This is a genomic window from Pseudomarimonas arenosa, from assembly GCF_014841215.1.
Classification (GTDB): domain Bacteria; phylum Pseudomonadota; class Gammaproteobacteria; order Xanthomonadales; family Xanthomonadaceae; genus Pseudomarimonas; species Pseudomarimonas arenosa.
In genome coordinates this window covers 1-18865 of record NZ_JACYTR010000023.1, presented here as the reverse complement: position 1 = coordinate 18865, position 18865 = coordinate 1, and the positions used below count along the sequence as shown (strand labels likewise).

Here is an 18865-nt window from a genome sequence, read left to right as displayed (position 1 = left end):
GGAGTGAAGCTGCACACCACGTTGTTGCTTGGGGCCGTTGCTTCCCTAGGCGGTTGCTGCCACGCGGCATCCGAGCAACAGAATCTGTCTGCCGATGTTGCTGACGAAGCAGCGGCCAAGTTGAAGGCTGAGGAAATGCGTCAGCTGATAGAAGAACGCCGTCGGCTGATTGAAGAGCGCCGTCGCCTACTGCGGGAAGAGGCCGAGCGCGCCCAAAAAGCGGAGCGTGGCGAATGAAGGAGATCGGAGTGAAGTTGCACACCACGTTAATGCTGGCGGCCATCGTCGCCCTCAGCGGATGCGCCACAACCCGGCAAGATCCCGGTGTCGGCCTGGCCATGGAAGGTCGGTCGATCTTCGCTGACCCAGTCGGTGGACAAGGGCCGGTGCGCGAGCAGGAAGCCGAGCTGTTGGGCAGCAACGATGCTGGCCAGCCGGCCAGCGACATTCCCACCGAACATAGTGGCAGCGGCACCTTCATTAATGAGTCGGCCTCCAGCAAGGTGCCGCCGGCGGCCGGCGCGGTGGGCGAGGTCACCTTCAATTTCGAAGGCGAGTCGTTGCATGCCGTGATCAAGACCATTCTCGGCGAGATCCTGCAACAGAACTACGTGATTGCGCCGGGCGTCAGTGGCCAGGTCACCTTTTCCACGGCCAAACCTTTGCGCGGTGACCAAGCGCTATCAATCCTGGAAATGCTGCTGCGTTGGAACAACGCCACCTTGGTCTGGCAGGATGGGCGCTACACCATCCTGCCGATCGGTCAGGCCCTGCCCGGCAATCTCACCCCGAGAACCGGTCCGGTGAATACGGCACGCGGCTATGAGGTGCGCGCGGTACCGCTGAAATTCATTTCGGCGATGGAAATGGAGAAGGTGCTCAAGCCTTACGCCAAGCCGGAAGCGGTCATCAGTGTTGACCCAGCGCGTAATCTGATTGTCCTCGCCGGTACCCAGGCTGAGCTGGAGAACTATCTGCAGACGGTCGATGTGTTCGATGTCGACTGGCTGGCCGGCATGTCGGTTGGCATGTTCTCCCTGCAACAGGCCGAGGCCAGTGCGGTGGTCGGCGAACTGGAGAAGATTTTTGGTGAGGGTAGCAATACCCCGCTGGCTGGCATGTTCCGTTTCATGCCGCTGGAAGGCATCAATGGCGTGATGGTGATTACGCCGCAGCCAAAGTATCTGAAGACGGTGGAAGAGTGGCTGGAGCGGTTTGATCTGGGTAGTGGCGAAGCAGGTCAACGGCTCTACGTCTATGACGTCAAGAACGTCAAGGCGGCCGATCTGGCCCAGGTATTGGGCGATGTGTTTGGCGGCAGCGGCAGCTCCGGTTCGCGTGGTTCGGGCTCGGTAGCGCCCGGTCTTGAGCCGGTGCGGATCAGCTCGATGACCGGCAATCGCGGCAGTGATCGCAGCGGCAACAAGTCAGCGGGCGGCGGTGACGGTGGAGCTGGTGGTTCCGGCGGTGGCGCGGGTGGCGCGGGCGGAGCGGGCGGCGGCAATGTGTCAGTCAGTGGCGACGGTGACGTGCGCTTCTCTGCCGTGGAAGAGGGTAATTCGCTGATCGTGCGCGCCACCGCGGCGCAATGGGAATCGATCCGGCGGGTCATCGAGCGGCTGGACGTAGTGCCGCTGCAGGTGGCCATCGAAGCGCAGATCATCTCCGTGCAGCTCAACGACACCCTGAACTATGGTGTTAAGTACTACTTCGAGAATGCCGTGGCCGGCGGCCTCGGCGAGGCCGCGGGACAACTTTCGCGCAACCGCAATATCTGGGGCGACACCCAGGGCGCCGTCGCCTTCGAAGGCAACAATGCTTCCAGTATCGGTTGGAGTTTTGTCGGCCCCAATGCCGGTGCCATCGTCAGCCTGCTTGACTCGGTGAGCAATGTGCGGGTGCTGTCGGCGCCCAGCCTCGTCGTGCTGAACAACAAGGCGGCCTCGATCAACTCAGGCGCCTCGATTCCGATCAATTCTTCCTCGATCGATTTTGGCAACGGCAATAACAACACGGTGAACTCGACTCAGTATCTGCAGACCGGTATCACGCTGTCGGTTACCCCGCGGGTCAATCCCGGTGGGCTGGTGTTTCTGGAGATCGAGCAGGAAGACAGCACGCCAGGCGATGTCGGCGCCGGCGGCAACCCGCAAATCTCGCAGAACACCATCAGCACCGAGATCGCCGTGCAGAGTGGCCAGACCGTGCTGCTCGGCGGCCTGATCAAGCAGACCGACTCGAAAGGCTCGTCCGGCGTCCCCGGCCTGCACAAGATCCCGGTGATCGGCGGCCTGTTCGGTAAGAAGAACGATTCCAGTGTGCGCCAGGAGCTGATTGTGCTGATCACCCCGAAGGTGATTACCAATGGCGATCAGGCCAAAGAGATCACCGATCAGTACAAGAGTCAGTTCCGGGCGCTGCAGCCGATTACTGCCGGTGCTGCGGCCGTGCGGGGAGACTGAGTGGCATTGGCCTCTCCCTCTGGCAGGCTGCTGAGACTCATTTCAGCAGCCTGATATCGCGCGCCAAGGATGGCACGCTCGGAAAGCAAACACGCAAGTGATTGATTTCCGGCAAAGGTGACGCGGCTTTGCCGCGGCCGATTGCGCTGAAAACCACCAGGATGGAGGTTTTTCAGCTGCCTGCGAGAACCATCACATCGATAGATAGGGACAACAAATACCATGATCCGTTTACTGCAAGGCGCTCTCGCGGTCGCGCTCCTCTTCACTCTCGCCGCCTGCGCCACTTCGCCGGGCAAGCCCAAGACGCCCGAGGGCCGGGTGGCATTGGATGCTGACCTGCGTTGGAAAGCTATGTTGACCGGCGACTGGAAAACCGCCTACGCGTATTTCACCCCCGGCTATCGGGAACTCAACCGTTATGAAGATTTTGAAGCCCGGATGATGAATCGTCGCATCAATTGGACGGCCGCGGTCGTAGACTCCGTGACCTGTGAGGCAGCCGAGCGCTGCACCGCCAGAGTCCGGATAGAATTTGACCTGATCGGGGGGCTGCCGGGAGCCGGCGAAATCAAGTCATTCCGCACTGTCGATGAGGTATGGCTGCTTTCCGACGGCAAATGGCGCATGCTGCCGGAGCGGCAACTGTAGGACCCTGTTCCTGATGTGGGCGAGTGAGAACATCGTTAAGATGTCATTGCATCGCCAGAACCAGTATGCGTATACTCCCGCCTGCTATACCCCTCATGCCGAGCCTGGGCTCAGATCCAAGAGGCTAAGACGGGATACGCTGCGAAAGCCCTGTTAAAAATCGTAGGAGTGTTGTGATGAAGAAAAATTCGCTGTCCTCCGCCGTAGTCGCCGGTATCGCCGGTGTCGTCGGCCTGGCGGGCGTGGCCAATGCCGTGAACGTCAATCCTGACGGTCTCGGTCAGGTCCTCCTCTACCCGTACTATTCGGTCAACGGTTCGAACACCACCCTGCTGTCGGTCGTCAACACGACGAACGAAGGCAAGGCGGTCAAGGTCCGTTTCCTCGAGTCGCTGAACAGCGCTGAAGTCCTCGACTTCAACCTGTACATGTCCCCGTTCGACGTCTGGACTGCCTCGCTGTCGCAGATCGCCGACGTTGACGGCACCTCCGGCGGTGGCGCTCTGTTCACCACCGACACCACCTGCACCGTGCCGAATGCTGTCGGTAAGGACTGGGTGAACGGCGTGCCGGGTGCGAGCTCGACCTTCAAGTACTTCGAGTTCCAGTCGAACAACCCGGACATCATCGGTACCGATAACGTGATCCGCATTGGCGGCTCCGGCGGTGCGCTGGTTGCCAGCGATCCGGCCGAGCGCGTGCGTCAGGGTCACTTTGAAGTGATCGAAATGGGCGTCCTGTTGGACACCGCGACCACCTTCGATCCGCTGACCTGGGCGACCCACACCGGTCCGATCACTGCTCGCGTTCCGGCTAACTGCGGCGCGCTGCAGGCTGCCTGGACCACCCCGTCGGGCACCTGGATCGCTGACGACGGCGTTGCCATCAATGCCCCGTCGGGCGGTCTGTTCGGTGCGGCCACCATCGTTGACGTCGAGTTCGGCCGTGCGCTGCCGTACAACGCTGACGCGATCGCTGGCTTCTGGAGTGCGATTGGCCTGGCTGCTGAAGCCAATGGCACCACCGACGACCTGCACGCTGAGCCGGGTGACACCTTCCCGAACCTCAGCCAGGCTCGTACTGAGTCTGACGGTTCCGCCACGTCTCGCATCTTCGACGACAGCGGCGCCCTGGTGACCTTGAACTTCGCCGGTGCTCAGAGCGGTCTGCGTGCTGTTTCCTCGGTGCTGATGTCGCGTTACATCTACAACGAGTACAGCATGGAAACCGGTCTGGCTGCAGCCTCTGAGTGGGTTGTGACCTTCCCGACCAAGCGTCTGCACACCTACAATCGTCTGGCTGCTGACAACCGTCCGTTCACCGACAACACCGACGACGATCCGACCGCTCTGGACGACGCTGAGCCGTTCGACAGCTTCGGTATCTGCGAGACCTACACCTTTGCGCGTTGGGATCGTGAAGAGTTCACCCCGGGTATCACCTCCGGCCCGCCGGTCGTGTCGCCGCGTCCGCCTGGCGTGACCGCTGTGTTCCCGGAACTGTGCTGGGAAGCGAACGTGATCGCGTTCAACCAGACACTGACCAACACCTCCCCCACTCAGGTCCTGGGCGTTACCCCGGTCCAAGGTGCGCACGGTCTGAACATCAACTCGGGTAGCAACACCTTCATCAATGGTTGGGCCCGCATTGAGTTCAACGACCCGCAGACTGCTGGTTTTGACAACTACCTCGTCGCCACCACCCCGACCACGGCTGTGATCGGTCTGCCGGTGATTGGCTTCTGGGTTGCTGACTACACCAACGAGAACGTAGCTCCGGGCGTCCGTGGCAACTTCGGTGGCATTCATAAGCACCGTGGTGACCGTGACGGCTTCATCCTGACGGCTCCGGCTCCGGCGTTCGGCACTCCGCTGGACAGCACCGGTCTGGCCACCTGGACCAGCAGCACCCCGTAATTCGGGCTGGCTGTCAAGCTGTACCTCATCGGGGCCTTCGGGCCCCGATGTCTTTTGCACGGCTCGAAAAGGGGTGTCGGCCCGTCCCCGATCATTGCTCTCGAGCACCAACAGCTGGGCTCATTGCCATTGGTCCGCCCAATTGCGCCATAGACTGCGTTGATCTCGATATTCGCTATGAATTGGACGGCGACTCGGTCATCATTCCGTGCAGAGCGAAGCAGGTTTATGTCCACGTTCATGCCATGCTGCGCATACTTTCAAAAGCTGAAACCGTTTAAGGCTGGAGTTTCAACGAAATGGCAAAATTCAATACGCTTTGGATCGGTGCGACCGTCTTGACGCTGGTTCCGCTGTTTGCTGTCGCGCAAGTCTCATCGCCCAAAGTCACCGTGCTTCATGGATCTGAAGCCACTGAGATTCCGCTTGACCCAGCAACCTCCGTGCAATACTCCTCGAACGGTGATCTCACCGTAGAATGTCTGGAAAACGGAGACAGCTGTCCCGGCATCGGCGGTACGGGTGGCGGCCTGGGTGCGCCGGGAGCCCCGACGGTGACGTTGACCGCCAATTCGACCAATATCACTACGATTCAGAGTCTGACCTTGAATTGGTCCACCGCGGGCGATCCCGCTGCGCAAGCGTGCTACTCCTATCCTGCCCAGGGCACAAGCTCCTGGGCCGGCGTGGCGCGTCCCGTCAATGGTCAACAGGTGCTCAACAATCTGGTTGCCGGCACCTATGTGTTCGGGCTGCGCTGCTTCAACGAAGCCGGCTACAACGTTGACACCACCGAAACCGTGACGGTCACCCAATCGCAGTCGCAAGGCCAGGAATACTGCAGCGTGGTGTACCCGACCCAACCCACGCAGCCGAGCTTCACCGCGCATGGTTTTGCCCGTACCAATGCCACCATGCAGGAAATCTGGGGCATCAATCCGGGTGAGACACAGACTCAGAAGCAAGTCGTGCCGCAGTTCATCATGGCCAACACGCGAGACCGTTATCTGTCGATTGAGTTCGTGATGACGGACGAGACTGGTGGCCCGCTGTCGCAGTTTGGACTCGGTTGGATTGAAGGCGGTGTCTTCGGCAATGCGGGCGCCATCGACGTGACCATCAGCCCCTGCCCGGGCGATTTCCGTCCGCCCGTGGGCGGTTCGCCCGATCCGTATCTGAGCTTCCAGTGCCGCACAGGCGAGGCGAGTGCGACTGGCCAGATCAATGTTTCCAGCGTAGCCCAGCTGTCGGGATGTCGTGCCCCGGTAGGCAAGCGCATGTATATAAATATCGCCACCTACCAGGGCATGGGAGGCGCGACGACGCCCACCGTGTTTACCTGCGGTTCCAACAACACGTGTGGCGGCGCGATGCTGATCAACAACTAGTCCAAATCTCCTTTGGAACACGTAGATGCCGCGGCCTTGAGCCGCGGCATTTTTTTCGACACTTGATCACGTGACTGCCAACAGTTCGGATGAACTATTTGGCTCGTACTCTGTCAAAGGGCCCGTCGTTAGGAGTCCCCCCATGAAGATTCAATTCATACTCTGCCTGCTCGCGTTGCCAATGACTGCCCAAGGGCAGGCCTTGGAGCCCGAGCTTTCCCTTGATACCGTTGTAGCCAGCCGCGGTAAGGCATCGCTTACCCTGGGTGAGATCGATGCCAAGGTGCGTACCATGCCGCCCGAGCTCCGCGCCGGTTACCTTACCGAGCCTGACAGAATCGCACGCTTGATTGATGCAATGCTTTTGTCCGAGCAAGTCGCGATGGAAGCCGAAGAGGCGGGCGTAGGCGAGACCAGGGAGCTGCGTGACGACGTCAAGCTCATGCGTAACGAATTGATGGCCAATCGCTTCATCAACGCTGAGATGGCGAAAGTGAAGCTGCCAAACTTTGAGCTCTTGGCAAAGGAGCGTTACACCGCAGATCCGAAAAAGTACGCGCCAAAAGATCGGGTGGATATCCGCCACATCCTGTTTAGTACCGACGGACGCGATGAGGCCTGGGCGAAAGAAAAGGCCGCTGACGTACGCAAGCGAGTGGACAGTGGCGAGCCCTTCGCCGATGTCATCGCGGCGATGCAAGAACAACACGGTGATGCGGTCGTCTCCGATCAGATTCCCAACGCTGACCTTAGTCGTCTCGATCAGCGCTTTGTGGTTGCTTTCAGTCAGATCACCAAGGTTGGCGGATTTGCCGGGCCGGTGCGTTCGCGCTTCGGTTGGCACGTGATTCAGCTCGAGAATCTGGTCAAGTTCCCGCCCCCCAGCTTTGATGAAATCAAAGACGAACTGGTTTCCGGCCTGCGCCAAGAGTTCATTGCGGCGGAGAAGAACCGCTTCCTGTCTTCGCGCTCGCAGCTCGAGGTTGAGCTAAACGGTGAAGCTATTTCCACACTTCCCGGTCGTTACGCCAAGGATGTGGCGGGCTCTGCCGAGGCCGCACGCGCGTTCGGGGTTGCTGCTGAAGCTCCTGCGCAGAACTGAGAAGACCATGCCGCGCACCGAGGTGCGCGGCATCTACGAGGTCTGACTCTTTGAATTCGCGGCCCGCTGTCGTCATCCCGATTTTCAATGCGCGCTCGCAGCTTGAGCGTTGCCTCAGTTCGGTCATCCGCTGTCTTCGAGCCGACGATCAGGTCTTGCTGGCCGATGACGCATCGACCGATGCAGAAATTCTGCCGCTGCTTGAACGGGTCGCGCAAACCCACGCCGCTCAAATCTCGATCCTGCGCAATGAGCGCAATCTTGGCTTCGTTGGCAACGTCAACCGCGCGCTGTCGGATCTCAGCAAGCATGACATCGTGCTATTGAATTCGGATACAGAGGTGACGGCGGGCTGGCTTGATGCCATTCAAGCAACGGCACAACGCGTTCCGTCAGCCGCCACCATCACCCCCTGGTCCAACAACGCCGAGATCTGCTCATTCCCGCAGTTCTGCCAGGCAGCACCGATGCCGACGGTGGATGAAGCCGAACAGATCGCCCGTGCGGCCCTTGAGCTGCGTGATTGTGAGATTCCCGAATTACCGACTGCAGTCGGCTTCGCCATGTACATCCGGCGAGCCGCGCTTGATCAACTCGGCGACTTCGACGCGGCCACGTTTGGCCGCGGCTATGGTGAAGAGAACGACTTCTGCATGCGGGCAGCGGCAATGGGCTGGCGCAACGTGTTGTGTCCGACAGCCTATGTCGCACATCAAGGCAATGCCTCCTTCAGCGAGGTCGGCCTGAAGGCAGGCGGCGACAACTTACAGCGCTTGCTGGCGCGCTATCCCGACTACAATCGCAGGGTTGCCGAATTTATCGAACACGACCCGCTGGCCCCACTGCGTGCGCGATTGCAGTCCGCGCTGGAGCGGCAGCGGTTCAACATCGCACCCACATGAATACACCTCAACTTGAATTTACCGGTGAGCGTTTCACTCCCGAATGCGTTCGCGAGATCTGGTACGAGCACTGGCACCGCTATGCCTTCGCCCAGCCGCTGGCAAAAGGGCGGCGTGTGCTGGATGCCGCCTGTGGTGAAGGGTATGGCAGCGCCCTGCTGGCAACGGTCGCGCAGTCGGTCGTGGGTGTCGATATCGAGCCGAGCACAGTTGCGCATGCGCGAGCACGCTATGGCGATCGGCCGAATCTCAGTTTTGAACAATCCGATGCTTCCAAGCTGGATGCCCTTGAGGATGGATCGTTCGACCTGATCGTCAGCTTCGAAACACTCGAACATCTCGAGCAGCAAGAGCAGCTGGTAGGCGGCTTCTCACGGCTATTGGCGCCCGACGGGGTGCTGCTGCTGTCTACACCGGACAAGCGCACCTATAGCGACGAGCCCGGGTACCAGAACCCGTTCCACGTGCGTGAGCTCTATCGCCACGAGTTCGAAGACTTGCTCACCCGGCATTTCGCTCACCACACACTGTTTGCCCAGCGGCTGATGTTCCATTCGGTGCTATGGAATCTCAGCGGCGGCGATCGAGTCGAGGTTTCCATGCTCAACCAGGCCGGAACGATCACCCAGGGTATTCAAGGAGATCCTGTGTACTACGTCGCGGTGTGTTCACAGTCTGCCTCGTCATTGCAGCAGCTGACGTCGATGCATTTGTTCGGCGATGACGTGCAGTCGGTGTATCAGCACTACAACGAAGAGATTCGAAAAGGCATTGCGGCTGGCGGGCGCATCGCGGAACTGGAAGCCGAGGTCGAGCGGTTGAAATCGAAACTTGCGGAGGCCTCTCAATGAGCTCAACCCCAGCACAGACAGTTCCACTCTACGCCGTGGTCGACGGCCGTTCGGCTGCGCTCGGGCCTGATGAAGTCGTGTTCTACGATCCGGTGCTTGATCGTAGCCACGTAATGGCCACGCCTGTGGTCCAGGCCCTCGACCTCTGTCGTGAATTTCAGCCGCTGGACGTGCATGTTCAGAGGATCTGCGAGCGGCTGCCGAATATGGCGGGCCAGCAGGCGGCGGTGAAGCGCGTGCTGGAGAATCTGGTGGCGCGTGGTTGTCTGGTCACCGACGATGCCTTCGTTCGAACCTTGAGTGATGTGCCGGGTGTCGGCCGCCTGTCCACCGCCGGCATCTTCATCCGTGCCTGCGATCGCCCCGAGCAGCTTGAACGATTGCTGGCCAGCTTGATTGAGCATCAGGCGCGTTTCAGTGCACCGGGCACGCTGGTAGTGGTTGACGATTCCAAGCGCCCGGAAAGCGTCGAGCGGCATGCCGCTCTGCTGGCCACATTTGCCCGGCAGTGGAATGACTCTACCCACCACGTCACGCCGAGCTTGTGGCGTAATTGGGCTGAGGCCTGGAGCGAGCAGACCGGGCAGGGTGTTGCCTTGCGCCGGATGCTGTTGGGCGATGCGAGCTATCGCGGTCCGCGCGGCGGCGGTGAGGGGCGAAATCTCATCACCCTGCTGGCCGCAGGTGGAAAGTACCTATTGTTTGATGACGACCATCTGTTGCCGATGCGTCGTCATCCCGGTGCCCAGGATCTGTTGGCACCCCCGGCGATGGGCTGGGCGCCGATCACCTTTGCCTCGATGGACGAGGCCCTGGCGCAGGGCGACGAATGCAGCAGCGATCCCTTGGCACTGCATCTGGATCTGTGTGGCCGCCGTCTGGGGGAATGCCTGGGTGAGGGCAGGCCGGTGGGGTTCTCGGCGCACAACATTCGTGGCCTGGCGCCGAGCCGGGAACCTTTGCTGCGCGGCGAGTCGCGCATTCTGCTCACTCAGCACGGCCACCGTGGCGGCTCCTGCTCTGCCGGCATCAGCTGGTTGTTCATGCTGCCGGAAGGCGCCCGACAGGGGTATGCGGCGGATTCCGCGCGCTACCAGGCTCTGCGCGGCGATGTGCCGGTGTGGTTCGGTACATCGCACTACGTGTTGGATCGCAGCGGACGCTTCCCGCCGCTGGCGATCGACAACAGCCGTCTGATGCCCTGCACGTCGCCCTATGGTCGCGGCGAGGATGCCCTGTTCAATTCGCTGGCCCTGGCCTCAGACGCCAAGGCGGTGCAGCTGCACCTGCCAATGTCGGTGGGACACAAGCCAGAAGCTGGCCGCGATCGCAGCGCCTTGTTCGCCGCGCCGCACCGCCCGGAAGTCAGCTCCTGTCTGAGTGATCTGGTCGACGAATTGGCGCCTTCGCTGTACGGCGAACACGCATCCAAGCGTTTTTCGGTGCTGAGTGCCAGCATGCGCGACCTGATAGACGCCTCCGATAGCGGCCTGCTCAGCTACCTGCGAACCTATTTCACCCATCGTCGCTCGCTGCTGGTGGAGAACCTCAAGCGCACCGCCAGTCAAGCCACAAACGCCTGCAGCGAATGGCAACAGGATTTGCGGAGCCAGCTCGAAGTCAACGCCCGAGCCATCGTCGAACGCGGCGCGCCGAGGTTTCAGGGCATGGCTGAAAACGCGACCGGGCAGGACTGCGTCGAGCGCTTCCGGCGCGAGGTCGAGAGCCTGGCCGATGGCCTGGATGCCTGGCCGGCAGCCTGGGAGGTGGCGATCGAACGGCAGGCTAAGTGCCTGGAGCAGAGTCGAGTCACCGCGTGAGCCAGCGGGGTGCGACGGTGTCAGCCATTGTCGTCACCCATAACAGCGGTGCCACGCTGCGGCGCTGCGTCAGCGGCGTGCTCGCTCAGCCCGAGGTTGCTCAGCTGATTCTGGTCGACAACGCATCGAGCGAAGCGGTTGACCCAGCGCTGTTGGCCGATGCCCGCGTGCTGCAAGTACGTAATGCAGAAAATCTGGGCTTTGCGCAGGCTTGCAATCAGGGCGCTGCGGCGTCGACCGCGAAGTGGCTGCTGTTTCTGAATCCCGATTGTTTCCTGCGGCCAGGGCAATTGGCCGAGATGCTCAGCTTGGCCAACAGCGAACCAAAGCTGGGCCTGCTCGGCGCGCAACTGATCAACCAGGATGGCACGCCGCAGGCTGCCTCACGTCGCGATACGCCGACACCGCGCCGACTGCTGTTCGGGGCTTCGCGAGAACCCTCTCGGCTCGCGCAGATCACCCCGGGCCTGGAGCGTGTCGATGCCATCAGTGGTGCGCTGATGCTGATGCCGCGCTCCGTCTTCCAGCAGCTTGGCGGATTCGATCAAGGCTATCGATTGCACTGCGAAGATCTGGATCTTTGCCGCCGCGTTCAGCAGGCTGGACACCTCGTCGCCATAGCCCCCGACATCCACGTCACCCACCTCAAGGGCACCTCCAGCCAGCAACGACCGATCTGGGTCGAGTGGCAGAAGCACCGCGGCATGTGGCGCTACTACAGCAAGTTTGATCGGGCGAGCGTGCCCGTTGGCCTCAGTGCCGTGATTCTGATCGCCTTGAGTTTCAGGTTTCCTTTGGCTGCCGCTCGCGCTTGGTGGCAGGCACGTCGCGCAGCAAAAGCGTAGGCCTGCGTTGGCTGAGCTTGTCGAAGCCAGCCTGAGCGGAGCCCGCCAGTGAGCTGAAGGTTGAAGTCGGCTCCGAGTCCGCTACGGCGTTGCGGTGACCGAGCCGGAAAGAGTGCGCCAACATCCCGCTGGTAAAGCCCGTCGAAGCCAGCCTCCATTCACCCGCATCACCGGGCACCCTTCGACAAGCTCAGGGTGCGCTACGGCTGTGTGGCGGCCGAACCGTGGAAGGGTGCATCACCATCCCGCTGGTTAAGCCCGTCGCAGCCAGCCTCCATTCACCCGCATCACTGGGCACCCTTCGACAAGCTCAGGGTGCGCTACGGCTTTGCGGCGGCCAAACCGTGGAAGAGTGCACCAACACCCCGCTGGCTGAGCCCGTCGAAGCCAGCCTGAGCGGAGCCAACCAGTGAGTTGCAGGCCGCAACCCAACATGCCCTGGCAATTGAGCCACAACATGGAATCTCGCCAAAGGCCCGGGCCCGCCGCCGCTCCATCAAGGGTCAGCGGGCACCAAATCGTCGTTAGCTAAACCAAGCGCTAAGTGCCCAGTTCCTTACTTCAGGGCCTTGAAGCGCAGACGATGCGGCTGTGCCGCTTCTGCACCCAGTCGGCGCTTCTTGTCTTCTTCGTATTCGCGGTAGTTGCCCTGGAAGAACTCGACATGCGAGTCGCCTTCAAAGGCCAGGATGTGGGTGGCGATGCGATCGAGGAACCAGCGGTCATGCGAAATCACGAAGGCGCAGCCGGGGAATTCGAGTAGCGCGTCTTCCAGCGCACGCAGGGTTTCGATATCGAGATCGTTCGACGGTTCGTCGAGCAGCAACACGTTGCCGCCCTGCAGCAAAGTCTTGGCTAAGTGCAGACGACCGCGCTCACCGCCTGACAGCGTACCGACCAGCTTCTGCTGATCCTGGCCCTTGAAGTTGAAGCGGCCGATATAGGCGCGCGACTGAATTTCGATGCCATTGATGTTCAGGATGTCGGAGCCGCCCGACACCTCCTGGAACACATTGTGGTTGCCTTCGAGCTTGTCGCGGCTCTGATCGACATAGGCCAACTTAACGGTCGGTCCCATCGAAATTTCGCCGGAGTCCGGCTTCTCCTGCCCGATGATCATCCGGAACAGGGTCGACTTACCGGCGCCGTTCGGGCCAATGATGCCGATGATGGCGCCCGGAGGCATGATGAAGCTCAGGTCGTCGATCAGCAGTCGATCGCCAAACGACTTTGACACGTTCTTGAACTCGATCACGCTGTTGCCGAGGCGCTCACCGGGCGGAATGAAGATTTCATTGGTTTCGTTGCGCTTCTGGTAGTCGACCGACTGTAGCTCTTCGATGCGCGCCAAGCGGGCCTTGCCCTTGCTGCGGCCACCCTTGGCATTCTGCCGCGCCCACTCCAGCTCTTTGGCGATGGCTTTTTGTCGCGCCTTTTCCTGGTTTTCTTCCTGCTTCAGGCGCTCTTCCTTCTGCACCAGCCAGTCGGTGTAGTTGCCCTTCCAGGGAATGCCGCGGCCGCGGTCGAGTTCCAGAATCCACTCGGCAGCGTTGTCGAGGAAATAGCGATCATGGGTGACCGCCACCACGGTGCCGGTGAAGCGAGCCAGGAACTGCTCCAGCCATTCCACTGATTCGGCGTCGAGATGGTTGGTGGGTTCGTCGAGCAGCAGCATATCGGGCTTGGAGAGCAGCAGACGGCACAGCGCGACACGGCGCTTTTCACCGCCCGATAGCTTGCCCACCACCGCATCCCAGGGCGGCAGACGCAGGGCGTCAGCGGCGATTTCCAGCTGCTGCTCCAGCGTATGCGCATCGCCCGAGGCAAGAATTGCTTCGAGCCGTTCCTGCTCCTTGGCCAGGGCGTCAAAATCGGCGCCCTCCTCGGCGTAGGCCGCATAGACCTCTTCCAGCCGAGCCTGAGCCTGCAGCACCTCACCCACGCCTTCTTCCACCGCCTCGCGTACCGTCTGCTCGGGATTCAGCCGCGGCTCCTGCTCCAGGTAGCCGACCTTGATCCCCGGCTGCGGCCGCGCCTCGCCGACGAAGTCCTTGTCCACCCCGGCCATGATGCGAAGCACGGTCGATTTGCCGGCGCCATTCAGACCCAGCAGGCCGATCTTGGCGCCCGGGAAGAACGACAGCGAGATGTCCTTGATGATCTGGCGCTTCGGGGGAACAACCTTGCTCACCCCGTTCATGGTGTAGATGTATTGCATGGAATGCCCTTGGCAGCCGGGCCCGCGCGGCGCGCAGGCGAAACAGCCGAGCATTATCGCTGAATAGTGCCCTGTGGACAAAGTCGGCTGATGGGCTCAAGCGCGCTAGCTGGGCATTGGCGAGTGACTTTTTCACGCCTGTACGTTGACCTTTGAGTCCGAAGTTTCCGATAGCATCCCGCGCCTATTTCACCTCGCGTTCATGGGTCAACCAATGCAACACCTCATCTCTGTCCTGCTTCTCGCAATGGCTACTCCGGCCCTTGCTTCATCCCTCTCGTTGTCCGAGCTACCCTCGGAGGCCGGTTTCAAGATCAGCTCTTCGACCAGTCTTGACAGCCTAGGAAGCGGAGGCATCGGTTCGGCGGGTGATCTCAATGGCGATGGGCTGAACGATTTCTTTGTGGTTCGGAACGGGGGCGAAGGTGGCGTGCTCGTTGTGCTTGGAAGCGCTGCGGGTTTTGTTGGTGACTACGGCGTTGATGTGAATGCCTGGAGTGGTGGATTCGAAGTGCGAGGTTCCATTGCCGGCGGTTACATTGAGACAGCCTCAGCGGTAGGCGATATCAATGGCGATGGCTACGACGACCTTGCTTTGGGCGCGCCGAACAGCTTCCCCATATCCAGCGGCTACGCCTGCATTCTGTTTGGTCGCAGCAGCTTCCCCGCGCAAATGAGTACCGATGCCCTTAGTCACTCGGCCTGCTTCAGTGGCGGCCAAGAATACGACAACGTGGGTTATTCGATTTCGGCTGCTGGAGACTTCAACGGCGATGGCTTCGATGATTTCGCGATCACGGCGCCACTCGCCAACTTTGGCGATACGGATTCCGGTTCCGTCTATCTTGTCTTTGGCCAGAGCTTGTTTCCTTCTCAAGTTGAGTTTGGCGCCACCACTGGCGTGACGTTCTCTCGATTTGATGGGCTCGCACAAGGCGACTACTTTGGAATGTCTGTGGCCCACGGAGACTTCAACGGAGATGGAAAATCCGATCTGGCCATTGGCGCTGAGGATGTGCAGGGCGCGCAAGGCCCCGGTGGCTCGGTTTATGTCGTGTATGGCCAGTCCGAGCCACTGGATGCAGTGATTCCTGCCGATACGATCAGCGGAAACTTGGGCTTTGAAGTCACCAGTGTCAGCTTGTACGGCAATCTGGGGCGCACGCTCGCAACTGGCAACTTCAACGGAGATGGGTACGACGATCTGCTGGTGGGCGACGGCAACGGAGGCGGTGATTCTTCGGTCGTCCTTGGCAGTGCGGTTATCATCTTTGGTTCGCCAAGGCGGAATCAAGAGTTAAGCGTAGGCGTCCTCAATGGCCTCAACGGAACGGTGATTCAGGGCGTTTTGCTGAGTGATCGTCTCGGCGAGCGTGTAGGAAGTGCGGGTGACTTCAATGGCGATGGCATCGAAGATCTGTTGCTGGGCGCGCTTGGCGACAGTCGCGTTGCCGCGTCTGCCGGCAGCGTTCGAATCCTGTATGGTCGTCCGGTGGGGCAATGGTCGGCCTTGATGAATGTGGACCAGTTTGGCGATGCAGAAGTCGTGGATGTGCAGGGGGCAAGCGCGTCGGGGCAATGTGGGGTACGTGTCTCAGGCGCCGGTGATTTCGATCGCGACTACAAGCACGACGTGATCGTTTCGTGCAATGGCGAAGGCGCGCTGGATGAGTATATGGGCGCTGTGTACGTGCTGCATGGTCAATTCGTACCGGTGGTGTTCAAGAGTGGCTTCGACTGAGCGAGCAAACGCGCCCAGTGGCAGCACCGTCCACTGGGCCCCAGTACTCGTGCGCCAGGGCAAAAAAGGAAAAAAGTCACATTTCACATAAAAGTTGTGACTTAGACGTGATGCTCAAGTGAGTCTGACGTAAACTCCGCGACCCTTGCGCCGAGGGGATTCCTTGGCTCACCAGTTTAGGATGGCATCGCATGAAACACCTCCTTCTTGTCCTCGCATTGATTGCGACATTGTTGACCGGCTGTGTTCCGGCCCCCCTGATCAAGCTTGAGTCGTCCTTGTCTGAGGCCGACAAGGCAGAGCACGTTGTCATCTTCTTGGCCCAGTCAGAGGTCACCGTCGACGACGCCAATACCGGCAATATGGGGGGAGGGTTGATAGGCGCGCTGATCCAGGCATCGGTGGAGTCGACAATGACCCGTAATCGGCAGGAGGCGCTTGCGCCGATGCGCGACCAACTGCTGGACTTCCAGTTTGAGTCACGGCTCACCGCCGCGATTCAGGCCAATCTGCCCACCCGACTGGTGCGGGCAGATGCCGGGGTCAAGATCATCCGCAACGAGGACGAACTGCGGCAGCATCTCGCCGATGTGGTTCCGGCAAATGTACTGCTGGTTACGCCGCGTTACGCGTTCGAGCAGAATTTTGAAATTGCCTATGTGCATGCGTCTGTCGGACTGTGGCGCTATGAACAGGTCCCTCCCACCGCGGCTGAGCTGAGGAAGATAAAAAAGGAGGAGCGCAAGTCGCGTCTGCCCGCGCTGCTGCACGGAGGCAGCTATATGTCTCAGCAAGTTATAGCGGCGCCGTTCGAGAAGTACGAGAAGCAGCCCGGCGAATCCATTTACGAACGCCACGCTCGACTGTGGTCTGCAAATGGCGCAAGTGCGGTGCGCAAGGCGTTTTCCAATAGTTTGGACGAGGTGGCCGCCTTGATTCAGCGCGATGCGGATGGCGGCCTGCCCGCTGCCAACGGTGCGCACAAGGTGAAAGCCCTGCTGGCTCAGCCGGCGTTCGGGCCATTGCAGGTGAAAGTAGACCTGTTGGCATCGAATGAGGGTCGCAGCTTGGTGCAGATTGGCCAGAACACGCATTGGATCGATGATCGCCAGATCAAGCGCTGAGGGCGGGTCGATGACTCGCGCCGTTCTACTGGTCTCAGCGGTGCTGACTTTGACTGCATGTGTGACCTCGAATGTGAAGTTGGCCGATCGCCACGTTGTGCCGCAAAGCAGGAAGGCAGTGGTCGGCGATCTGAATTGTCGACTGCCGAACTTTGAGCTTGTGGATGGCCGGGACTACAAGGGCTTGGGGTGGGTGGGTAGGCATGAATTGCTTTACCCGAACCTTGAGCAGTTCGTGCGCGAAACAACCGCACAGACTGCGGTGCTAGCTGGAGGCGAGCCGAGCCTTATCATCGAGTTGAGTCGAGCGTATATCGAGAGTCATCGGAGCGCTCACTCGTTTCAGCTTGTTCTTCGAGCAAGGAACAGCGACGACATGAATGCGCCCTGGCGGGTTTATCGCGGCAGCGAGTCGCGCCTGACTTGGTGGGGTAGCGACGCTGAGTTTGGCGCCTATGTGGAAGATGCGGGCCGCAAAGCGATTCGTGCCTTGGTGCTGGGTGAGGGCAGTTGCGAGGTGCAGTCATAGCGGGCCGATGAGACTCAAACAGCACTCTGCCGTCTGTTCGATGCATGCACGCAGTACCCATGCCAGAGATCGGTTTTCGGTGCCCTTCGGTAGCGGGACCGATGTTCGACGGGCTCATGGCAAGCGTAGAGTGGCGCTGTTGCGGCCTTTTGCATTGAGTCGCCTGGATGTAGTTTCTTTGTCAACCCGGCTCGGGTTGCGCTGCAAGAATATTGAGGAGCGTGCGTGTAATGAAGCGGTTGGCTATTGTGCTGTTTTGCGTACAGGCCCTGTTGGCCGGTTGCGCGACGCCCCCAGTGTTCGACACTTCCGTTCATGCCACCAAGCCGGAGGCCCCGGTCACGGATGCTCTGCGCACGCTGATGCTTGGCCGATGGTATGGCGACCAGCCGGTGAAGGGCGGCGGTAGACGTCAATGGCTGGCCGAGCGCTTTGTCGATGGAACGTTTCGCATCGACTTCCTGATCGAAACCCCAGAGGGAACTACTCAGCTGACCGAGGTGGGCTTCTGGGGCGTGGCGGGCGGGGTGTACTTCACCATCACCCGGGGCTGGCTGGATGGTGATTCATTTGGTCCTGCAGACCCAAGCGACCCTTCGATGTACGATTCGTACCAGATCTTGGAAGCTTCGGACGATCTGCTTCGATATCGAGGCAATGAATCCGGTAGTGAATTCACGCTACGAAAGGTTGGCGATGATTTCGATTTTCCGCCAACCGAAACGTAGTTCGCTCGATTGGGCTTACCAAGCTGGCAAGCGAGCCTGCGTGCTCGTGACCGCAGCGCTACTACTGGGTTGCGCTGCTCGTGCTGGGCAAAGTTCGTTGCAAAATTATGATGCCCCACCCCAGAGTATCGGCGAGGCCCGCATGCTGGAGGATGGAACGATCTGGCTCTATCTTCGCGCACAGACGGGTGATGCAATCGGCGACGCTGCGTTTGAGTACAAGCCCGACTCGGCGGGCTATGAAGCGGTCAAGAAGCATATAGACCCGATAGCTTCGGGGCAGACAAAGGCTGTTCCGCCCTGGCCTGGCACCGGGCCGGAAAAACTACCGTAAGTTCGCTGGCGGCGTTTTCCGCTGGGCGGTTTCAGCCGGGCTCTGCGCTGTTTGGCCGAACCGATCGCTCGCGAGGTGAAGCAGAAAGACGGCTGCACCGGGCGCCTCTGGGAAGGGCGTTGGCAAAGATTTGGACACCCAGTGCGCCGGCACAAACCGGCAGAACATCGGAGGGGCAGTTCCTCTACTCGCGAAGGGCTAGCCACCCAGCGGGGCACCGAGTCATGGACCGAAGCCGGTAACGGTGAGGTTAA

Annotated in this window: 16 protein-coding genes; 15 read left to right on the top strand and 1 reads right to left on the bottom strand. The window is 60.4% G+C overall.

Features of this window, described 5'->3' with window-relative positions; translation table 11 throughout:
• Positions 1 to 3: 3 nt before the first annotated feature.
• The 10 genes from IFO71_RS11925 (at position 4) to IFO71_RS11880 (ending at position 11937) form a co-directional block, all read left to right on the top strand.
• Entirely contained in the window at positions 4 to 237 is a 234-nt protein-coding gene (locus IFO71_RS11925) for a hypothetical protein (RefSeq protein ID WP_225444588.1), read from the top strand.
• Positions 234 to 2462, top strand: a complete 2229-nt coding sequence (gene gspD / locus IFO71_RS11920) for a type II secretion system secretin GspD (protein WP_225444587.1) — start codon at positions 234 to 236, stop codon at positions 2460 to 2462. Before IFO71_RS11925 ends, gspD begins: the two co-directional genes overlap by 4 nt.
• Before the next feature lie 222 nt (positions 2463 to 2684).
• A complete protein-coding gene (locus IFO71_RS11915) occupies positions 2685 to 3113 on the top strand; it encodes a nuclear transport factor 2 family protein (protein ID WP_192029865.1) in 429 nt (142 codons plus the stop codon).
• Between the two features lie 176 nt (positions 3114 to 3289).
• Positions 3290 to 5029, top strand: a complete 1740-nt coding sequence (locus tag IFO71_RS11910; protein ID WP_192029864.1) for a hypothetical protein — start codon at positions 3290 to 3292, stop codon at positions 5027 to 5029.
• Positions 5030 to 5472: 443 nt separating this feature from the next.
• Positions 5473 to 6417 (top strand): hypothetical protein, encoded by a 945-nt coding sequence (locus IFO71_RS11905; protein ID WP_192029863.1) that lies wholly within the window; start codon positions 5473 to 5475, stop codon positions 6415 to 6417.
• Between the two features lie 142 nt (positions 6418 to 6559).
• On the top strand, positions 6560 to 7519 hold the full coding sequence (locus IFO71_RS11900) for a peptidylprolyl isomerase (RefSeq protein ID WP_192029862.1): 960 nt from the start codon (positions 6560 to 6562) through the stop codon (positions 7517 to 7519).
• 50 nt (positions 7520 to 7569) lie between these two features.
• Positions 7570 to 8421, top strand: coding sequence for a glycosyltransferase family 2 protein (locus tag IFO71_RS11895; protein WP_192029861.1), 852 nt, complete (start codon positions 7570 to 7572; stop codon positions 8419 to 8421).
• Positions 8418 to 9272: a class I SAM-dependent methyltransferase gene (locus IFO71_RS11890; RefSeq protein ID WP_192029860.1), complete on the top strand. Its 855-nt coding sequence runs from the start codon at positions 8418 to 8420 to the stop codon at positions 9270 to 9272. Before IFO71_RS11895 ends, IFO71_RS11890 begins: the two co-directional genes overlap by 4 nt.
• Positions 9269 to 11092: a hypothetical protein gene (locus tag IFO71_RS11885; RefSeq protein ID WP_192029859.1), complete on the top strand. Its 1824-nt coding sequence runs from the start codon at positions 9269 to 9271 to the stop codon at positions 11090 to 11092. The genes IFO71_RS11890 and IFO71_RS11885 overlap by 4 nt, the downstream gene beginning before the upstream one ends.
• Positions 11089 to 11937, top strand: a complete 849-nt coding sequence (locus IFO71_RS11880; protein ID WP_192029858.1) for a glycosyltransferase family 2 protein — start codon at positions 11089 to 11091, stop codon at positions 11935 to 11937. The genes IFO71_RS11885 and IFO71_RS11880 overlap by 4 nt, the downstream gene beginning before the upstream one ends.
• 556 nt (positions 11938 to 12493) lie before the next feature.
• On the opposite strand, the gene ettA is transcribed toward IFO71_RS11880, so the two are convergent.
• Positions 12494 to 14155, bottom strand: a complete 1662-nt coding sequence (gene ettA, locus IFO71_RS11875; protein ID WP_192029857.1) for an energy-dependent translational throttle protein EttA — start codon at positions 14153 to 14155, stop codon at positions 12494 to 12496.
• 214 nt (positions 14156 to 14369) lie between these two features.
• Between ettA and IFO71_RS11870 the strand changes: the two genes are divergently transcribed.
• The 5 genes from IFO71_RS11870 (at position 14370) to IFO71_RS11850 (ending at position 18611) form a co-directional block, all read left to right on the top strand.
• Complete coding sequence (locus IFO71_RS11870) at positions 14370 to 15896, top strand: FG-GAP-like repeat-containing protein (protein WP_192029856.1); 1527 nt, start codon at positions 14370 to 14372, stop codon at positions 15894 to 15896.
• A gap of 191 nt (positions 15897 to 16087) precedes the next feature.
• Positions 16088 to 17020: a hypothetical protein gene (locus IFO71_RS11865; protein WP_192029855.1), complete on the top strand. Its 933-nt coding sequence runs from the start codon at positions 16088 to 16090 to the stop codon at positions 17018 to 17020.
• Between the two features lie 376 nt (positions 17021 to 17396).
• The gene (locus tag IFO71_RS11860; protein ID WP_192029854.1) at positions 17397 to 17549 is read left to right on the top strand and encodes a hypothetical protein; all 153 of its coding nucleotides are present in this window, start codon (positions 17397 to 17399) and stop codon (positions 17547 to 17549) included.
• Between the two features lie 230 nt (positions 17550 to 17779).
• Positions 17780 to 18277: a hypothetical protein gene (locus IFO71_RS11855; protein WP_192029853.1), complete on the top strand. Its 498-nt coding sequence runs from the start codon at positions 17780 to 17782 to the stop codon at positions 18275 to 18277.
• Positions 18246 to 18611 (top strand): hypothetical protein, encoded by a 366-nt coding sequence (locus IFO71_RS11850; RefSeq protein ID WP_225444586.1) that lies wholly within the window; start codon positions 18246 to 18248, stop codon positions 18609 to 18611. The genes IFO71_RS11855 and IFO71_RS11850 overlap by 32 nt, the downstream gene beginning before the upstream one ends.
• Positions 18612 to 18865: the final 254 nt, after the last annotated feature.